A 17052-nucleotide genomic window follows, 5' to 3' on the forward strand; every position below is an offset into this window, starting at 1 on the left:
CACCCGTGGAAGACCACAACGTCGCGACATCGCGAGAGTCAGGCGCGCTGCAGGCCCGCGACCTCCAGCCTAGGGCAACGCTCCTGAGTCACGTCCCTATGACAGGATCAAGCTGACTCAGGCCCACGACTTCCTAGTCCCAGGCAATGCGCTGGGTCACCGTCGTCCAGCGGGATCTAAGCGGGCTGCAGGCCCGCGACTTCCCAGCCCAGGGCAACGCCCTGGGTTATCGTCATGTAGCGGGATGAGCGGGCTGTAGGCCCGCGACAAAAGGCTCAAGACCAAACGAACCTCTCGTCGAAGTCAACGTCATAGGCTGCAAACATGGCGCGCATCTCTGCCTGAAAGTCACGTCGCACGTGATGCGTCGCCTGGTTATCGATGTATTCGATCAATGCTGCCTTGTCTCTCAGCCCAACGGAGAACACGGCGTAGCCCTTCTGCCATGCAAAGTTCGAGAATTCCGGATCCTTTGCCTTGATCCATTTCGAGGACGAGACCTTTAGACGCTCAACCAGTCTGGCGACCGGTTCCGTTCTCGCTAGATAGACGGCAAGATGCACATGGTCCGCAACTCCACCAACGCGCAGCAGAACATCGTCTGCCTGCACGGTTCCTACCAGATACGCGTGCATCTCGAGACGGATTGCGTCCGACAACCATGGGCGACGTTCCTTGGTACTAAAGACGATGTGCACCAACACCCGCGAGAGAGACTGCGACATGCCGGCAGTCTAGCGTGGGTTTTCACTGACCTCATCCTGTTGAACGACACAGGTCGAAGGCAGGCCTTTTGTCGCGGGCCTTCAGCCCGCTTGATGTATGGCTGCCCTAACCCAGGGCGTAGCCCTGGGCTGGGAAGTCGCACGCCTTCAGCGCGCTGGCGCTGCGGAGCGACGGTGCAAGGGACGGTACCCGGCCACGCATTGCGTTTGCGTTAGCGACACATCGGAAGGAATGATGTTCCGCTAGCATAAGCGACACATCGGAAGGGACGATACCCGGCCACGCGTCGCGTTTGCGTTAGCGACACATGTGAAGGAATGATGTTTTGCTAGCGTTAGCGACACACCGGAAGGGACGGTGCCCGGCCACGCGTTCCGTTTGCGTTAGCGGCAGATCGTAAGGGCATGGCGTTAGCCGTGCCGACATCTGTCCAAACGAAGTGGGCTTCAGCCCCCTGAGGTCCGTCTGGACATCCCCAGCACGTACCTCAGCAGCTGAAGCCGCTCCTTGGTCTTGCGATTAAAACTTCTCTGCCCGCGTTCTCTGGCCTTTTCTCTGCGCTCGTTCTCTGGCCCCGCAAGATGCCGGGCCAGGACCGTCGCGGTCTGAGCCTCTACTGCAGGATCGGCACGCCTGCCAGGCTCCCGCCGCCGGCGATGCGCGCTGCCCACTCTGCCGGGCCGGTGGTGTGGACGCTGGTGCCGTCGGCGCTTACCGCTACCGTCACCGGCATATCGACCACTTCAAACTCGTAGATAGCTTCCATTCCCAGGTCTTCAAAGGCGAGCACACGCGAAGCCTTGATTGCTTTCGAAACGAGGTAGGCCGCGCCGCCGACAGCCATCAAGTAAACGGCTCCGTTGTCACGGATCGCATCGATCGCCTCGGGGCCGCGCTCGCTCTTGCCGACCATGCCGAGCAGGTGCGTCGTCTCCAGCATCTGGCGGGTGAACTTGTCCATGCGTGTAGCAGTGGTTGGGCCTGCGGGACCGACGACTTCTTCGCGAACAGGATCCACCGGACCGACGTAGTAGATGAAGCGATTGGTGAAGTCGACCGGCAGCTTCTCACCGCGGTTCAACATGTCGATCATGCGCTTGTGCGCAGCGTCGCGGCCGGTCAGCAGCTTACCGTTCAGCAGCACAACCTCCCCGGCCTTCCACGTCGCCACTTCCGCGCGAGTCACCGTGTCGAGATTCACGCGGCGCGCATTCAGCGGGTTGTAGGTCAGCTCTGGCCAATCGGCCAGTGATGGTGCCTCCAGCTTCGCGGGGCCGCTGCCACCCAGGTGAAAGTGCGCATGACGCGTGGCTGCACAGTTCGGGATCATGGCAACCGGCAGGTTTGCTGCGTGAGTCGGCGCGTCGAGAATCTTGATGTCGAGCACGGTGGTCAGGCCGCCGAGCCCCTGCGCTCCGATACCGAGGGCGTTCACCTTCTGGTAGAGCTCGATGCGCAACTCTTCGATCTTCGACTGCGGTCCACGCGCGATCAGCTCCTGCATATCGATGGGATCCATGAGGGCTTTCTTCGCCAGCAGCATTGCCTTTTCTGCCGTGCCGCCGATGCCGATGCCGAGCATGCCCGGCGGACACCAGCCCGCGCCCATCTGCGGCACCATCTTCATCACCCAGTCAACGATGCTGTCCGACGGGTTCAGCATGGCAAACTTGCTCTTCGCCTCGCTGCCACCGCCCTTTGCCGCCACGATGACGTCAACGCCATTGCCCGCAACCAGCTCCGTCACCACGCACGATGGCGTGTTGTCCTTCGTGTTTTTGCGGCTGAATGCAGGGTCTGCGAGAACCGAAGCGCGCAGCGGATTGTCCTTGTCGCCATAGGCGCGTCGAACGCCTTCGTCGCACATGCCCTGGATGTCCATGGTCGCGTCGGCAAATTGCACGCCCATGCCGATCTTCAGGAAGATGGTGACGATGCCGGTGTCCTGGCAGATGGGCCGGTGGCCCTCCGCGCACATGCGGCTGTTGATCAGGATCTGAGCGATCGCGTCCTTGGCCGCGACCGACTCCTCCAACTCGTACGCACGAGCCAGATTCCGGATGTAGTCGGCCGGGTGATAGAAGCTGATGTACTGCAGCGCGTCCGCCACGCTGCTGATGAAGTCTTCCTGCTTGATCTGGGTCATCGCAGATCTATTGTATTTGCCGGTCGATCCCTCCTGCGTTGTTACGGTTCACGCTACTCGCCAGACGCACAAGCATGTGCGGAGTCCGGCACAGACCGCTCCGGCACAAAACGATCGGCAGCCGACCTACAATGAGGGGCATGCAACCCCTCGCGCACACGCTCAACGCGCTCCGCAACGGCGAGATCACCAGCCAGTCGCTGGTACACACCTGCGTAGCCGCCATCGCCGCCCCCGGGGGCGAAGGTGCACGTGCGTTTACCCGCATCAGCGACACCGCGCTCCAACAGGCGGCAGCTGCCGATGCCCTGCTGCGCGAAGGCGGCGGCAAAGACCTGCCGCTGCTGGGTCTGCCCATCTCGGTAAAAGACCTCTTCGATGTTGCGGGTGAGGTCACCACCGCCGGATCGGTCGTGCTTGCCAACGCGGCGCCTGCTGCGAAGGATTCCACCGTCGTCACGCGCCTGCGGGCTGCGGGCGCCGTCATCATCGGCCGCACCAATATGACCGAGTTCGCCTATAGCGGCCTGGGCTTGAACCCGCACTACGGCACGCCCGCGAACCCGTGGGATCGGGTGAACCGGCGGATCCCTGGCGGGTCGTCGTCGGGAGCAGCGGTCTCCGTCACCGACGGCATGGCAGCTGCTGCCATCGGAACCGACACGGGTGGGTCGGTGCGGATTCCAGCCGCGCTGTGCGGGCTGGTTGGCTTCAAGCCCACGGCAAAGCGTATCCCCATGGACGGCATCGTGCCGCTCGCGCGCAGCCTCGACTCCGTTGGGCCGCTGGCGCCAACGGTCGCCTGCTGCGTGCGTCTCGACGCGGTCCTCAGCGGCAACTTCTATCGCCTCCTCGAACCAAAGTCGCTGACCAGGATGCGCTTTGGCATCCTGCAGGGCTACGTGCTGGAGAGTCTCGATGAGCCGACAGCCTTCGCCTTCCAGGAGGCGCTGCTCGCCATCCAGGCAGCGGGCGCACACACGGAACCGGTACATCTCGATGCGCTCAACCGCATCCCTGCGAGTAACCAGACCGCTGCGGCCGAGGCCTTCGCGTGGCATCGCAACCTACTGGAATTGAGCGGCCATCACTACGACCCGCACGTCTCCGCACGCATCCTGCATGGCGCCGGCATGCTCGCCGCAGACTTTCTCGACCTGATGCAGGCTCGTCGCGAGATCATCGCGGAGGCTGAAAAGACCTTCGAACCCTACGACGCCATCCTGCTGCCAACCACGCCGTGCATCGCACCACGCATCGCCGATCTGGAAGCAAGTGACGACGCATACTTTCACGCTAACGGAGCCATGCTGCGCAACACCAGCATCTTCAACTTCCTGGACGGCTGTGGTCTGTCCCTTCCCATTCACCGGCACGGAACAGCCCCTGTGGGACTGATGATCGCGGGCAGCGGCGGGCTCGATCGTCAGATCCTGGAAGCGGGCGCAGCAATCGAAGCCGTTCTGCAACGCCATCGCTAGAGGAACCGAAACAGGTAAGCCCGGCGCAAGGCCGGGCTCCCTGTACATCCGTTTATCGGCAAAAGGTACCTATTCGACTTTCAGGTCTCGCGTCACTTCGGTCTTGGTATCGAAGGAGCTGATGACCTTCTCCGCACTCTTCTTGTCCGCAGCCTGCGCCCACAACTTGTAGTCGTCCTTCAGCGGCACCTGCACAAAGCGGAATTTGCCCGTCTCGTCGACGGAGACGCTCTGGACCTTGGCGGTGCGGTCGTTCTTCAGGTAGACCATCGCACCTTTGAGGGCTTCGCCTTTGCTGTTCTGCACGACGCCCTGCACGGCGCGCACTGTCGGCGGCGGCAGGTACTTCTCATTGCCGGAAACGCCACCGCGGCCGATGCCCCAGCCGGGGGTGCTGTTTGCCGGGCCCACCTGCTGCGCCATGGCGGCGCCACCTGCGACGGACAGAACTACCAAGGCGGCAGCCAACGCGAGACGTACAGGGTGGCCGCAAACTGTGCGAGAGAGGGTCTTCATGCAATCAAGTTTAGCGCCAAATGCCGCCGCACACATCTAACTTTGCAGTGAGGCAGACAGTGTCCGGATTTGCAGGAGCAACACGCCAGGAGAAAGACTCCCTTGGCCTCGTCGAAGTGCCAGCCGAAGCCCTCTACGGCGCACAAACGGCACGCGCCCTTGAGAACTTCCCCATCAGCGGTCTGCGCGCCAGCCCGTTCCTGATCCGCGCCATCGCAATGATCAAGTACGCGGCAGCGAAGGCGAACGGCGATCTTGGGCTCATCACGAGGCAGCAGTCGGACGCTATCCTGCAAGCCGCGGAAGAGATTCTTGACGGCAAGAATCTCGACCAGTTCGTCGTCGATGTCTTCCAGGCCGGGGCCGGCGTCAGCTTTCACATGAACGCGAACGAGGTACTCGCGAATCGGGCCTCACAGATTCTGGGCGGCGCGCCGGGCGAGTACAAACTGGTGCACCCGAACGACCACGTGAACTACGGTCAGAGCACCAATGACGTCTTCCCCTCAGCTATGCGGCTTTCAGCTGCCCTCGCGCTGCAGCAGCTTTATCCCGTGCTCGATTCCTTCGCGGAAGGCCTCGAGGGCAAGGCGCAGGAGTTCGACGGGATCCTGAAGTCCGGACGCACACACATGCAGGATGCGGTACCCATCCGCCTGGGGCAGGAGTTCGCCGCATATGCCGTCGCCATCCGGCGCGCGAAGGACGCCCTGCAGTACGCCGAGTCAACTCTGTGGGAGCTTGGCCTCGGCGGCTCAGCCGTTGGCACTGGGATCAACACGCATCCCGACTATCGCGAAAAGGCCATCGCGTACCTGAAAGAGCTGAGCGGTGTCCCAGTCTGGCCGTCGGACGACATGCGCTTCGCCATGCAATGCTGCGCGCCCATGGCCACGGTCTCCGGCGCTTTACGCACGCTGGCACTTGAGGTCGTTCGCATCTCGAACGATCTCCGGCTCCTTTCGTCGGGGCCGAACACCGGCTTCCGCGAGATTGACCTGCCTGGCCTGCAGCCGGGGTCGTCCATCATGCCCGGCAAGGTCAATCCGGTTCTGCCGGAACTGGCAGCGATGATCGGCTTCCAGGTTGTCGGGAATGACGCGGCAGTTGCGATGGCCGTGCAGGCGGGCCAGCTTGAACTGAATGTGATGATGCCCACCATGGCGCACAACGTGTTGCAGTCCATCACGATCCTTACCAACACGCTTCGTGAGTTGGATCACCGCTGCATACGCGGCATCACGGCCAACGCAGATCGCTGCGCCATGTATGCGCAATCGACCGTGTCACTGGCGACGGCGCTGAATCCGTACATCGGGTACGCGCGCGCGGCTCAGGTAGTGAAGGAGTCGGTCGCAACGGGCAGGTCCATCATTGATATCGTGCGTGACGAAAAGCTGCTGACCGCTGACCAGATCGCAACCATCCTGGACGCACGCGCCATGACCGAGCCGCGCGCCAAAGAGTCCTGATGCAAAAGCAAAAGGCCTCGCAGATACGAGGCCTTTGCCCTTCAACGTGGCGAATCTACTTCTGCCGACCGAACCGGTAGACCAGCCCCAGGTTCACGCCCAGGTTGTTCTGCACGGTGTTGCCAAAGGTCGTACCCAGGTATGTGGGCTGAATGCGAAAGGCGAAGTTGTTGTAGATGTTGTAGTCCATGATGACGCTCGCGGAGAAGGCTACCTTCGCGTTCGAATCGGGCCACATGCCCAGATCCTCCGACCGCAGGCCCTTGGCGTCGCCACCAAACTTGGACAGACCAACGCCCACGCCAGCCGTCGCGCTCAACGAATACTTCTCACGCGTCATGAAGCGGTACTGGGGCCCGGCCGTCACAGTGTATTCGCTGATCTGCGGGCTGAACACGCCGTTCTTCTGATCGATGTTATTGATCTTTGCGCTGCCGTACATGCCGCGCACATCGAGCGCAGCCGACCAGCGGGGATTGAGATTGTAGGTCGGCGTCACGAAGAAACTGATCTCATTCGTCCGCTGTTCAAAGGGACCCGTACGGTAGCGCAGATAGCCGCCGCCGCCGGCGACTTCCCAGCGGTGAGAGTAAGCGTCCTCAATGTTGCGCTGAATGCGAGCCTTGCGATTCGCATTGATGCGCCGGCTGCGACCCGGTGCGGGCGTGCCGTTGGGCGCGGCCTGGGCAAAGGCTGCGGAGGTGACGAAGAAGATTGCGGCAGTGGCCAAAAGCGCGCGCGGCGCAGGTACGGTGAAACGGAACATCAACCAATACTCCTCAAGTTGCCCGCGGGCTTGGTACGTTGATTCCAGTGCGTTCTGTTTAGACGCAGGCGCCAACGCTTTCTGCGCGGGCATCGGTCCCGCCAGACCACAACCCCCATTAGAACATCCGGGCGCGGCAGGTGCACGCTCCCCTGTCCGGCGCACACGCAAAGGAACACGTTGGCAAAGCAGAACAGAGCCCCGGCAAGAGGAACACGACGCAGCAACAGCGGGGGTGGCGCAGGCAAACTGTTGCTCGGCATCGTGCTTGGCGTGGGCCTCACGCTGGCCGGAATCGCTGCCTACATGCGCTTTGGGAATCCGCCGGTCGGCGTTACCGATGCTTCTTCCCTGTGGGAGCCACTTGTCGCGTCCGTCCCATTGAATGCACGCGCACATTCTGAGGCCAAATCCGCTCCCTTTGCAGCGGATGAAGATGTGTTCGAAGGCGCTGCCCATACTTACCGCGCACAATGCGCCAATTGCCACGGTACGCCGGGACGCGATGCCGCGCTGGGCCGGTCGATGGTGCCGCACGCACCGCAGTTCTTCGAGCCACGCGATGCGCGCATCACCGCAGCCCAAACGCCCGGTGAACTCTACTGGAAGACGGCTCACGGCGCCCGCCGCAGCGGCATGCCCGCCTACGCCAAAGCGTTGACGGATACGCAGCTCTGGCAGCTCGCACTGCTGCTGCACAGCACCCGCGATGAGTTGCCGGATCCGGTGCGCCGCATCCTGACCGACGGTGTGCCGCCTCCGCAGCCCACCGTGGTCAAGCCCTAGCTCTATCGCAGCGAGTAGGTCAGGCCCGTCGTGAACGTGAAGCTGTTCTTCTGATAGCCGGGTGACGGGTTGTTGATGAAGCTGTCGGTCGTTGTCACGTTCATGGACAGGCGATGGAAGAGTGGCGCCACCAGTGACGATGTACCGCTCGCGGAGAAGGCGTGGAAGTTGTTGTAAGCGGGCAGAACCGAGGCCTGCTCCGTGAAGGTCATCCGCAGGGGCAGGCTCCGCCGGTAGCTCTCCGAAAACGTCGAGCCGATGAGGTTCTGATCCAGCGAACGGTCGAACAACTGCTGTTTTTCGTAGTGAACGTCAGCCTTGATATCGAGCTGGTGCTTGCCGTTGTTGAACGCTGTCCAACCGAAGCCGCCACCATAGATCTGTTGCAGGTCCATGCTTTGTGAGTAGTTGTGATCGAACGAGGTGATCGCGAGTGCGTAGAAGGTCTTGGTGAAGTACTCATCACGTTCCGCATCCGCGTGCATGATGCTCGTCTTCGACTGCGAATCGGTCGTCGTGCCGGCGAGCGCTGCCGGCGTGGTCAGCACGCCGTAGTTCTCCTGGAAGTTCAGGATGGTCCTGTTGCGCGCGCGGAAATAGGTCAGCACCGGCACCTGCCGTACCAGCGCGAAGCCACCGGTCAGCGAGCCGCCGTGGATCGTGGACTGGGAGAAGTTCGTCCCCAGGTTCACCGTGCCGCCCCAACCCTCCCACGGACTGATGGCGTGAACCAGATCGCGGTTGAAGGTCTCCGCGTCGATCAGGTAGGCAACATCCTTCACCGGGACGCTTGCTCCGGTGCCACCGTCATTCGCGACCACGGACACCTCCGTGCTATTCAGCACGATCTTGCCCGGCACAACCTTACGAGAGACGGCAACGGGGTCGTTATGCTTCAGGATGGCAAACGCACCCTGCGTTCGCAGCTCTTTAATCTTCGCCAGCGGTACGGTGATCTCGCCAGCCATATCGCTTTTGAACAAAACGTTATCGCCTACGCTTCGTTCCAGCGTGCCGCTGAGCTGGTCGCCATTTGTAAAGACGAGCAGGTCCTTCGGAGCCGGTGGTGGCGCGGGCGGCGCCTGTGCCGCCACGACGACCGGACCACTGACCAAAACCAACAGAGCAACAAGGCGGACAACCCTTCGCTCCAAATCTTTTCCGTGCGCAATCATGTTGTAGCCCATGGTAGGTAGCATAGCTTGGAGCCTCATCCGATTCGCCAGTCGAAGCCATGCTAATCCTTGCCACATTCCTCGGACAGTTCCCGCAGATCGTTGAGCGGATCCCGCTGCCGCAACGCGCGCATATCTCCCAGGTGCTCTTCCATTTCTTTGAGATCGCCGCCATCTCGCTTGGTGCCCTTGGCGGCGCGTTGGCGCTGCGCCGGGAACGACGCTCGAAATATGACGTGATTGGCCTGCTTGGGCTCGGGCTGCTGAGTGGCGTGGGAGGTGGCATCGTCCGCGACATTCTGCTGGGTGATGGGCCTCCCCTGGCGCTGCAACACCCCTCGTACCTGGCTTACGCACTGATTGGCGCGTTGGTTGCGATCCTCTTTGGACACACCGTTGGTCCCCGCGCACTGGCCACTATGAACATCGTCGATGCCCTGGCACTCGGCCTGTTCACCATCACGGGCAGCACGCGTGCCATGAATGCGGGACTGGGCTTCCTGCCCTGCCTGATGCTTGGCGTGACGACCGCCGTAGGAGGTGGTTCGCTGCGCGACCTGTTCAGCGGACGTTCCCCCGCCATCTTTCAAGAGGGCGAGCTGTACGCACTGGTTTCAACCATTGCTGCGGCCGCATTCCTGGGCGTGCAGCGGATGGGTGTCCCGGTCAATCGCGCTGCAGTTATCGGAACCCTTGTCGGCTTTGGTCTGCGTCTGCTGGCCATCCGTTATGGCTGGCGCACGCGCGCAGTCGGAACACTCGCGTAAATATCCCTGGAAAACTGAACCCATTTGTAACCTGATGGAATAAAACCATAACGGCACGGAGGTTGCAGGTAATAGACGCTTGCCAATCGTTGTTTTGTGCGCTTACTATTCGCTTCGGTTCGGGGTGCGACAACAATTGCCCGGGACTCCTCAGGGATCGGGGATGGTCCTACGTATGTGCGGGAGACTCGCACAACGTGCAGCGCATTTGGGAGAGTCACCAAGATGTCGTGGTATGCATACTGCATCGCGGAAAGGTCATCCTTTCCGGAGCTTCTTCGCCATCGTCGCCCCATGCCACTTACGGGGATATCCGGTCTTTTCGGAAACCAGACTTTCGTTTTTCCAGCCAGTGACTTAGCCGTCGTCGTCTCCGAGCATAGCCCGGAAGATAACAACCGGATGGATCAGCAGGCGCAGCGCGATCACGCGCGTGTCATCGCAGAATGTTTCCATCACTCTACTGTTCTTCCGTTTCGCTTCGGCACACACTTCGATGATGATGATGCCCTGCGCCGCTCCGTTCGTTCCAATCACCGCCACTTCATTCACAACGTGGAAAGACTTCGCGGCAAGGCCGAGATGCACCTGAAGGTGCTGGTCGACGACACCTGCCCGGAAACTCACAAAGTCCTCTCCGGGACGGTTGGCAAGGAATATCTCGCAAGCCTCCGCGAAAGCGCCAGCGCACAGCGTGAACGCCAGAGCAAGGCACGCGCACTGCAACTGCAGATGCACCGCATGTTCCTGCCCGATGCAGAAGAAGTGACCTGCAAGCGCGCCGGTGAAGGCAAGATGCTGCTGGACATTGCACACCTTGTCGATCGCAAGAACGTGGAGCGCTACCAGAACAAATACACGTCTGCCACGGATCTCCTGAAAGACTGCCGCATGCAGCTCTCAGGCCCATGGCCGCCGTATCATTTCGTGCAAAGGCACCAGCCCGCGCACAACCCCACCAACTAAACCCGGTTGGTCCTTAGTAACAGGAAAGCCCACTCAAACGAGTGGGCTTTCCTGTTGCTTAGCCAGATCAACTTACAGCGTCTGACCTTCCGCACTGCTTATCACGGCATCCTTCGCTGCCCTGCTCCAACCGATGCGCACGTCCTTCACATGGCGCAGGTCGATGGCATTCGGTGTCGGTGCAGTTACTGCGAAGAAGTCGGCCCGGGTGACATCTTCCAGAACAAAGGACGGTCTCGCATCGTTCGACATGGGCGTGATTTCAACGTGGCTCATTTCAAGATTGCGGACGTGACGCAGGAAGAATCCGCCCGCGGGCATCGGGCCGAACATGCCTGGATCGGGATATTTCTCGACTTCTTCCGGCGGCACGATCTTTGCCTTGTCGGCGGTGGCGCCGCCCTTGTGCTGCATATAGAAGTTACTGATCTTGATATCTTCGATGGGGAAATCCGGAATACCGGAGAGGATGTTACAGAGCTTCGAATCCGAGTTATACGAAGTAATGTTCTGCACCACGATGCGACGCAGTGTGCCGACTTTCGTCTCCGGCTTCGGGCCACGCAGACGCGCGCCCAGACGGAAGAAGAGCGGCCCCCCAATCAAATCACGCATGGTGATGTTACTGATTGCGATGTCCTCGCACAGCGCGCCGTCTTCACTCTCAAGCGAAAGACTGTTGCAACCATCGAAGACACAGTTGCTGATGCTGATGTTCTTGAAACCGCCATTCGATTCCGTACCGCACTTGATGCGACCGGTGCGATAGACCATCGGAGCATCCGGCGCAAAGTGCTTGTAAGTGCCGTCCAACACGGTTCCTAACATGTAATTACCGCTGACCGTGCAGCCAGTGATCGTCACATTTTCCGTGGCGCGTGCATAGCCCAGCGCATAACTTGACTTCGGGCAGATACCGTCATCCCAGGGCGAGTTGACCGTGCAGTTCGACACATGAACGTTCTTGCAACAATCAATGTCCATGCCATCGCGGTCGGTGTCGATCAGCAACCCGTCCATCACGAGGTTATCGACGCCGGTCAGCAAGAAGCCGAAGTGGCCTCCCTTCAGCAGGCGGAACTCTTTGAAGGTGACATTGCGGCAATTCTTGAGGGCGATCGCTTTATTCCCCACGCCCGCCTGCTCCGCGACATAGATCGGGTAGTCGCCACGAGGCGCGCGGTTTGCGCCGTATGAGAGCCCCTTGCCGTAGATCAGACCGGGGCCGGTGATCGAGACATTCTCAATCCCCTCACCCCAGATCAGCGAATTGTGCCAGTGGTTGTGGCCGTAGTCCTGGTAGGCGTCGTAGCTCGTCACAGGCTCGGCTGCGTCGTAGACACCGCCCATCTGCCCCGTGGTCTCTCCGCGTTTGGGCGACTCTGCGGCCAGGATCACCGCACCTTGCGACAGGTACAGGTGCACATTGCTTTTCAGTCGGATGGAGAAGCAGAGGTACGTGCCGGCCGGGAAGACAACGGTGCCGCCACCGGCCGCGCTTGCTGCCGCAATGGCGGCGTTCACGCCTGGCGTGTCGAGAGACTTCCCCGTGCCGGTCGCGCCATACATTCGTACGTCAAAAAACATTGGTGACGAGGGTGCGGGCGATCCGGAGACCTGCCCGGAGGCGAGGCTCGGGGCGAAGGCGGCAAGGGCGAGCGGGGAGAGTTTCAGAAGGTCGCGGCGCTGGCTGTTCATGGCGCGAGAATCGTAGCAGAAGCACACGCCGGAATCGATTGAACGAACCGGCGGGATGGGTCTACTCGTCCTCTTCCAGCACCAGGTCTTCCGCTACACGCTGCTCGCCGCGGCCGCGCTGCAGCAGCACTTCCACGCGTCCTTCGGCTGCTTCGAGCTCCTTCTTGCAGGCATCCGAGAGTGTCACGCCCTGCTCGAAGAGAGCGAGCGATTCTTCCAGCGCAAGGTCGCCCTTCTCCAGGCGCTCCACCACTGTTTCCAAAGTCTTTAACTGCTCTTCAAATGTTGCCATCGTCGTTCCCTGATCTTACGCGTTAGAGCATCGCCTGCAGCACTTCAGCCGCAGCGGCATAGCGTGCAAAGGGAGCGCTTACCTGCACGCCCTGCACCATGGACCGCGCCTCGCTCAGCATCTCCTGCGCGATGAGAATGCCCTCCGCGCGAGAGTGCTCCGGTGTCTCGGCGTGCGCCGCCATCCGCGACAGGATCTCGTCCGGCATGCGCACCTTCAGATCGTTCTTCATGAACTCCGCGTTCTTCACGCTCGTCAGCGGCCAGATGCCCGCAACGATGGGAATACGAAAGCTCTCGATGCGCTTCAGGAATGTCTCCAGCAGGCGCATGTCGAAGACCGGCTGCGTGATGCCGAACTCGGCACCCGCCTCCACCTTCGCGGCAAAGCGGCGCACCTCCGCATCCAGGTCCGGCACGCCGGGGTTAGCCGCAACCGCAATGACAAAGCCAGTGCTGGACCCAATGCTGTTGCCGCCGATGTCGAGACCGTGATTCATGTCGCGCACGATGCGGGTCAAGCCAACTGCATCGACATCGAAGACTGCCGTAGCGTCGGGGTAGCTGCCCATCTTCGGCGGATCGCCGGTCAGGCAGAGGACATTGCGCAGCCCCAGGGATGACGCGCCGAGGAGTTCGCTTTGAATCCCGAGCAGGTTTCGGTCGCGGCACGTGTAGTGGATGACCGTCTCAATGCCGACCTTCTGTTCGATCTGCAGGCACATGCTGCCGGCGCTCATACGAGTGCTGGCGCGAGGGCTGTCCGGGACATTGATGGCGTGGATGCCGAGTTCCTTCAGCATGCGCGCGCCCTCAAGTTCCCGCGTGGCGTCGATGCCCTTGGGCGGTACGATCTCGACCATGCTGACGAATTCGCCGCGCGCGATGCGGCCTCCCAGCGTGGATCGTTCGGCCAGCGGCACGGGTTCTATCGCGCTTGCAGCAGGCTTCGCACCGGCTGACAGAACACCTTCCGCCTGCGCCTGAATGGCCTTCACGCTCGAACGCATTGCTTTGATGTGTTTCGGCGTGGTGCCGCAGCAGCCGCCGATGATGGTCGCGCCAACGCGCATCGCCTTTCGCGCAAAACTGGCGAGGTATTCCGGCGACGAAAGATAGATGCTGCGGCCGTCAACGCAATTCGGCAGACCAGCGTTGGGCATGGCGGCGATGGGTAGTTTAGTTACCTTCCGCATGCGCTCGATGGTGTCCAGCACCTGCATTGGTCCATCGCTGCAGTTGCAGCCGACCGCGCGTGCGCCCCACTCCTCGAACAGACGAGCCGCGTCCTCTGGCGATGTCCCATCGGCCACTATGCCGGCGTCCGTCACCGTGATCATTGCGATCACGGGCAGTTCCGGCGCGGCATCGCGTGCGGCCTGGATGGCAGCCTTTGCCTGTGCCAGAGACGTGATGGTTTCCACGACAAAAAGATCGACGCCCGCGGCGACCAGTGCATTCACCTGTTCGGTGTAGGCCGCCAGCATCATTGCGGGGTCAGCATCCTTCTTGTCGAAGCCCAGCGAACCCAGAGCGCCGGCCACGAAAGCCTGGTGCGCGTGCTTTTCGCGGACGCCATTCACGGCCGCGCGGGCGATGCGGACGGCAGCTGTATTAATCTCCGCCACCTTACCTTCGAGACCGAAGCGCTTCAAACGAGCGGCGTTTGCGCCGAAGGTATTGGTCTCAATCACCTCAGCCCCGGCCAGCAGATATTCCTCGTGCAACTCGCGCACCATCTGCGGATCGGTCAGGTTTAACTCGTCAAAGCAGCGGTTAATAAAGACGCCGCGCGCATAGAACATCGTGCCCATGGCACCGTCGCACAGGACTGGCGAGGGGCCGAAGAGCCGCTCAACATCGTGGGTTTTGCTTTGGGATATGGTCTCAGGCATGTCGTGTCGCTATCCTTCATCCTACTGCGTCACACACATGATCCCCATCCGCCCCCTCCCGCTTTGGTATACTTCGGCAGGGCGCGGCAAGGGAGATTTCCCGCAGCACCGTTGAGGTTTCCGTTGAAAAGTGTTTCCGTTGCGCGGTCTGCAACCGCCCTTCTGTTTGCAACCGTCGTCACTCTGCTGACGGGTTGTGGATACCGCCCTTACAAGACCACTGAGAATCAGTTCGCCGGCCGGCCTGTTCCGCCCTCGAAGCTGACCCAGCGCGTGATGGTCGCCATCTCGCAGTCGAGTCTGCTCTCCGGCTCGCTGGAGGTCCTGGACGCGAAGCGTGATATCCGCTCGAACGTTTACGTGGCGAACAGCACCACGACGATCTCCGCGTATACCGGCCAGGCGCAGTCCATCATCAACTATCCTGAACAGACACGTGGCTTTGTCTACAGTAGCGATGGCAATATCAACACCATCAACTACTCGACGGAAGCGGGCCTGGGCCCTACGGCCACGTCGACCGGCGTGGTGTCGTCGTACTTCGTTCCGGAAGACACCCAGTCGGTATACACAGCAACGGAGCGCACGGGCACGGTAAACATCGCGCCTCCCGCGACGGCCTCGGCGACGGCGAACTCGACTGCGACAGCCCTCGCGTTCGCGGTACCCAGCGTCTACAAGATCGTTGCGAATCCGTCGCACACCGTCATCCTGATGATGCTGCGCAACTCCAACATGGTCTATCGCATGCTGCAATTGAACAGCAACCAGGTAGCACCGCCGAACGCGCTGACCTGCCAGCCGGTCAACAAGCCCACCTTCTGCGTGATCCCTGTGGGTGCGACGCAAAGCGATGGCAGCGTCCGCGAGCCCTCGTTCCACCGGCCATCCAACGCATACTTTTCGCCTGACGGCACGCAGGTTTACTTCCTGAGCTGCGGCCGCGAGTGTGGCGGTTCCGCTGCTACGGGCGACGATGTGCCAGCAGTGAACTTCGCGAATCTTGCCAACCTGCGCATCGACTACTATCCGCCGAGCGCGACCTACGTTTCGCCCGTGGTCAGCTCGACCGCTGTTCCCGGCGGTGCAACAACGGCTCTTTCGGACGGTGCCACGCTCTACGTTGCGGGTCAGTCGCTGCAGGCCGACGGCTACTTCGGCGGCAACCTGTCGGTCATTCCTCTGTCGACCAAGACGGTCTCGCAGACGTTCTCGATCTCTGACGGCGAGCACACGAAGATGCTCTTCGCCGACAACAACACGCTTTGGATCGGCGCGAACAACTGCGCCAGCGGCGAGCGTTACCAGCACGGCCAGAACTATAACTGCCTGACCCGCTACGACATCACGAACAAGGCAGCAGCGATCGTTCCGGCAGTCACGCCCGGTGGCGCAACCCATGTTCCCTATCCCAATGAAAACCTGGATCAGTATTACTACGGCAGTCTGACGGGTCTTTGCTGGGTTGAGAACCTGAACAAGGTCTACACGGCGTATGGCGGTCAGGTGCATGCCTTCAACACCGTGGATGGTTCGGAGATCGATAATACGAACATCACGGTCCAAGGCACGGCGAACGATGTGGCATACATGGACGCATCGACCAACGTCGCGAACTAAGCACCACTTTGTTGCCTTATCAGAAGAGCCGCCCATCTGGGCGGCTCTTCTGCTTTGTAGCGAAGGAATGGTGCCCGTGTCTCGCGCTTAAGACATGGGGCTGCGCGCAGTCTAGGCGACGCTTGGCATGCGCGGCATACAGCGTGACGTGAGCCAGGCGTCCGCATCGGGCGACAGCCCATCCTCGCGGAGTTCGAAGACCAGCTTGGCGCGATAAACCGACGGAGCGATGTCCTGCCACGCTGCCTCGCTCAGATCGATGCCGTTGGGAACAAAGAGAGCATCGGCACGGTCGAGATAGCGCAGTGCCGATGGCTTGAAGTCAGCGACGGTTGGGTCAAGCACCGCGAGATAAAGGTCCGGACGAAGGAAGCGCAGAATGCTGTTGGACTCCACCAGCACATTCTCTGCAGCGGTGATCTCCTTTCGCAAACGCGGCATGGCTTCGCTCAACGAGCCCGCCGCAAGCTCGCCTTGCTGCGTTCGAACCCAAAGAACCTTCGCAGCACCGGCGACGAGCATGCGAGAGGTGTCGGTGCCGCTGTCGCGCTTACGTTCTTCGCTGATGGCGACTGTGTGGTCAGCGGTCGCGCAGTCGCAGGCCTCGCCGTTCGCAGAACAGATGCCGTGGCCATACTGCGTGATCTTCATCGCAGTCCACTGCATCCCCGGGAAGGCGGAGATCACCTGCGTCGACAGGGTGGTCTTGCCGATGTTGCGGGTGTGTCCACCAACGACGACAAGCAT

At 61.2% G+C, this 17052-nt stretch carries 15 protein-coding genes; 6 read left to right on the forward strand and 9 right to left on the reverse strand.

The window, feature by feature from the left end; genetic code table 11:
- Window positions 1–275: 275 nt before the first annotated feature.
- Window positions 276–725 (reverse strand): IS200/IS605 family transposase, encoded by a 450-nt coding sequence (gene tnpA, locus BLW03_RS03080; protein WP_074652293.1) that lies wholly within the window; start codon window positions 723–725, stop codon window positions 276–278.
- Between the two features lie 614 nt (window positions 726–1339).
- Window positions 1340–2872: a fumarate hydratase gene (locus BLW03_RS03085; RefSeq protein WP_074652294.1), complete on the reverse strand. Its 1533-nt coding sequence runs from the start codon at window positions 2870–2872 to the stop codon at window positions 1340–1342.
- Window positions 2873–3012: 140 nt separating this feature from the next.
- Between BLW03_RS03085 and BLW03_RS03090 the strand changes: the two genes are divergently transcribed.
- Complete coding sequence (locus tag BLW03_RS03090; protein WP_074652295.1) at window positions 3013–4353, forward strand: amidase; 1341 nt, start codon at window positions 3013–3015, stop codon at window positions 4351–4353.
- Between the two features lie 69 nt (window positions 4354–4422).
- On the opposite strand, the gene BLW03_RS03095 is transcribed toward BLW03_RS03090, so the two are convergent.
- Window positions 4423–4869, reverse strand: a complete 447-nt coding sequence (locus BLW03_RS03095) for a carboxypeptidase-like regulatory domain-containing protein (RefSeq protein ID WP_170834941.1) — start codon at window positions 4867–4869, stop codon at window positions 4423–4425.
- A 59-nt stretch (window positions 4870–4928) separates the two neighbouring features.
- Here BLW03_RS03095 and BLW03_RS03100 point away from each other — a divergent pair, with 59 nt between their 5' ends.
- Window positions 4929–6341: an aspartate ammonia-lyase gene (locus BLW03_RS03100; protein ID WP_074655737.1), complete on the forward strand. Its 1413-nt coding sequence runs from the start codon at window positions 4929–4931 to the stop codon at window positions 6339–6341.
- Between the two features lie 55 nt (window positions 6342–6396).
- Here BLW03_RS03100 and BLW03_RS20545 read toward each other — a convergent pair whose 3' ends face one another.
- Complete coding sequence (locus tag BLW03_RS20545) at window positions 6397–7107, reverse strand: DUF481 domain-containing protein (protein ID WP_170834942.1); 711 nt, start codon at window positions 7105–7107, stop codon at window positions 6397–6399.
- Between the two features lie 180 nt (window positions 7108–7287).
- On the opposite strand from BLW03_RS20545, the gene BLW03_RS03110 reads away from it, so the two are divergent.
- Window positions 7288–7893 (forward strand): c-type cytochrome, encoded by a 606-nt coding sequence (locus tag BLW03_RS03110; protein ID WP_074652298.1) that lies wholly within the window; start codon window positions 7288–7290, stop codon window positions 7891–7893.
- Window positions 7894–7895: 2 nt separating this feature from the next.
- Here the strand turns inward: BLW03_RS03110 and BLW03_RS03115 are convergent, their stop codons facing one another.
- Entirely contained in the window at window positions 7896–9080 is a 1185-nt protein-coding gene (locus tag BLW03_RS03115) for a DUF481 domain-containing protein (RefSeq protein ID WP_244501935.1), read from the reverse strand.
- A 47-nt stretch (window positions 9081–9127) separates the two neighbouring features.
- Here BLW03_RS03115 and BLW03_RS03120 point away from each other — a divergent pair, with 47 nt between their 5' ends.
- Both BLW03_RS03120 and BLW03_RS03125 read left to right on the forward strand, forming a co-directional pair.
- The gene (locus BLW03_RS03120) at window positions 9128–9835 is read left to right on the forward strand and encodes a trimeric intracellular cation channel family protein (RefSeq protein WP_074652300.1); all 708 of its coding nucleotides are present in this window, start codon (window positions 9128–9130) and stop codon (window positions 9833–9835) included.
- 225 nt (window positions 9836–10060) lie between these two features.
- Complete coding sequence (locus tag BLW03_RS03125; RefSeq protein ID WP_074652301.1) at window positions 10061–10801, forward strand: GvpL/GvpF family gas vesicle protein; 741 nt, start codon at window positions 10061–10063, stop codon at window positions 10799–10801.
- 72 nt (window positions 10802–10873) lie between these two features.
- On the opposite strand, the gene BLW03_RS03130 is transcribed toward BLW03_RS03125, so the two are convergent.
- From BLW03_RS03130 to BLW03_RS03140, 3 genes are all read right to left on the reverse strand, one after another.
- On the reverse strand, window positions 10874–12499 hold the full coding sequence (locus BLW03_RS03130; protein ID WP_074652302.1) for a rhamnogalacturonidase: 1626 nt from the start codon (window positions 12497–12499) through the stop codon (window positions 10874–10876).
- A 61-nt stretch (window positions 12500–12560) separates the two neighbouring features.
- Window positions 12561–12791 carry an exodeoxyribonuclease VII small subunit gene (gene xseB, locus BLW03_RS03135; RefSeq protein WP_074652303.1) on the reverse strand — a complete coding sequence of 77 codons (231 nt, stop codon included), beginning with the start codon at window positions 12789–12791 and terminating at the stop codon, window positions 12561–12563.
- A gap of 22 nt (window positions 12792–12813) precedes the next feature.
- Window positions 12814–14685: a bifunctional homocysteine S-methyltransferase/methylenetetrahydrofolate reductase gene (locus BLW03_RS03140; protein WP_074652304.1), complete on the reverse strand. Its 1872-nt coding sequence runs from the start codon at window positions 14683–14685 to the stop codon at window positions 12814–12816.
- A 123-nt stretch (window positions 14686–14808) separates the two neighbouring features.
- Between BLW03_RS03140 and BLW03_RS03145 the strand changes: the two genes are divergently transcribed.
- Window positions 14809–16305: a hypothetical protein gene (locus BLW03_RS03145; RefSeq protein WP_074652305.1), complete on the forward strand. Its 1497-nt coding sequence runs from the start codon at window positions 14809–14811 to the stop codon at window positions 16303–16305.
- Between the two features lie 111 nt (window positions 16306–16416).
- Here the strand turns inward: BLW03_RS03145 and BLW03_RS03150 are convergent, their stop codons facing one another.
- Window positions 16417–17052, reverse strand: a complete 636-nt coding sequence (locus BLW03_RS03150; RefSeq protein WP_074652306.1) for a hypothetical protein — start codon at window positions 17050–17052, stop codon at window positions 16417–16419.

The organism is Terriglobus roseus, assembly GCF_900105625.1.
GTDB classification, from domain to species: domain Bacteria; phylum Acidobacteriota; class Terriglobia; order Terriglobales; family Acidobacteriaceae; genus Terriglobus; species Terriglobus roseus_B.

Coding starts and splice junctions, on each gene's coding strand:
- tnpA (WP_074652293.1), bottom strand. CDS start 725: ATGTCGCAGTCTCTCTCGCGGGTGTTGGTGCACATCGTCTTTAGTACC.
- BLW03_RS03085 (WP_074652294.1), bottom strand. CDS start 2,872: ATGACCCAGATCAAGCAGGAAGACTTCATCAGCAGCGTGGCGGACGCG.
- BLW03_RS03090 (WP_074652295.1), top strand. CDS start 3,013: ATGCAACCCCTCGCGCACACGCTCAACGCGCTCCGCAACGGCGAGATC.
- BLW03_RS03095 (WP_170834941.1), bottom strand. CDS start 4,869: ATGAAGACCCTCTCTCGCACAGTTTGCGGCCACCCTGTACGTCTCGCG.
- BLW03_RS20545 (WP_170834942.1), bottom strand. CDS start 7,107: ATGTTCCGTTTCACCGTACCTGCGCCGCGCGCGCTTTTGGCCACTGCC.
- BLW03_RS03115 (WP_244501935.1), bottom strand. CDS start 9,080: ATGGGCTACAACATGATTGCGCACGGAAAAGATTTGGAGCGAAGGGTT.
- BLW03_RS03120 (WP_074652300.1), top strand. CDS start 9,128: ATGCTAATCCTTGCCACATTCCTCGGACAGTTCCCGCAGATCGTTGAG.
- BLW03_RS03125 (WP_074652301.1), top strand. CDS start 10,061: ATGTCGTGGTATGCATACTGCATCGCGGAAAGGTCATCCTTTCCGGAG.
- BLW03_RS03130 (WP_074652302.1), bottom strand. CDS start 12,499: ATGAACAGCCAGCGCCGCGACCTTCTGAAACTCTCCCCGCTCGCCCTT.
- xseB (WP_074652303.1), bottom strand. CDS start 12,791: ATGGCAACATTTGAAGAGCAGTTAAAGACTTTGGAAACAGTGGTGGAG.
- BLW03_RS03140 (WP_074652304.1), bottom strand. CDS start 14,685: ATGCCTGAGACCATATCCCAAAGCAAAACCCACGATGTTGAGCGGCTC.
- BLW03_RS03150 (WP_074652306.1), bottom strand. CDS start 17,052: ATGCTTGTCGTCGTTGGTGGACACACCCGCAACATCGGCAAGACCACC.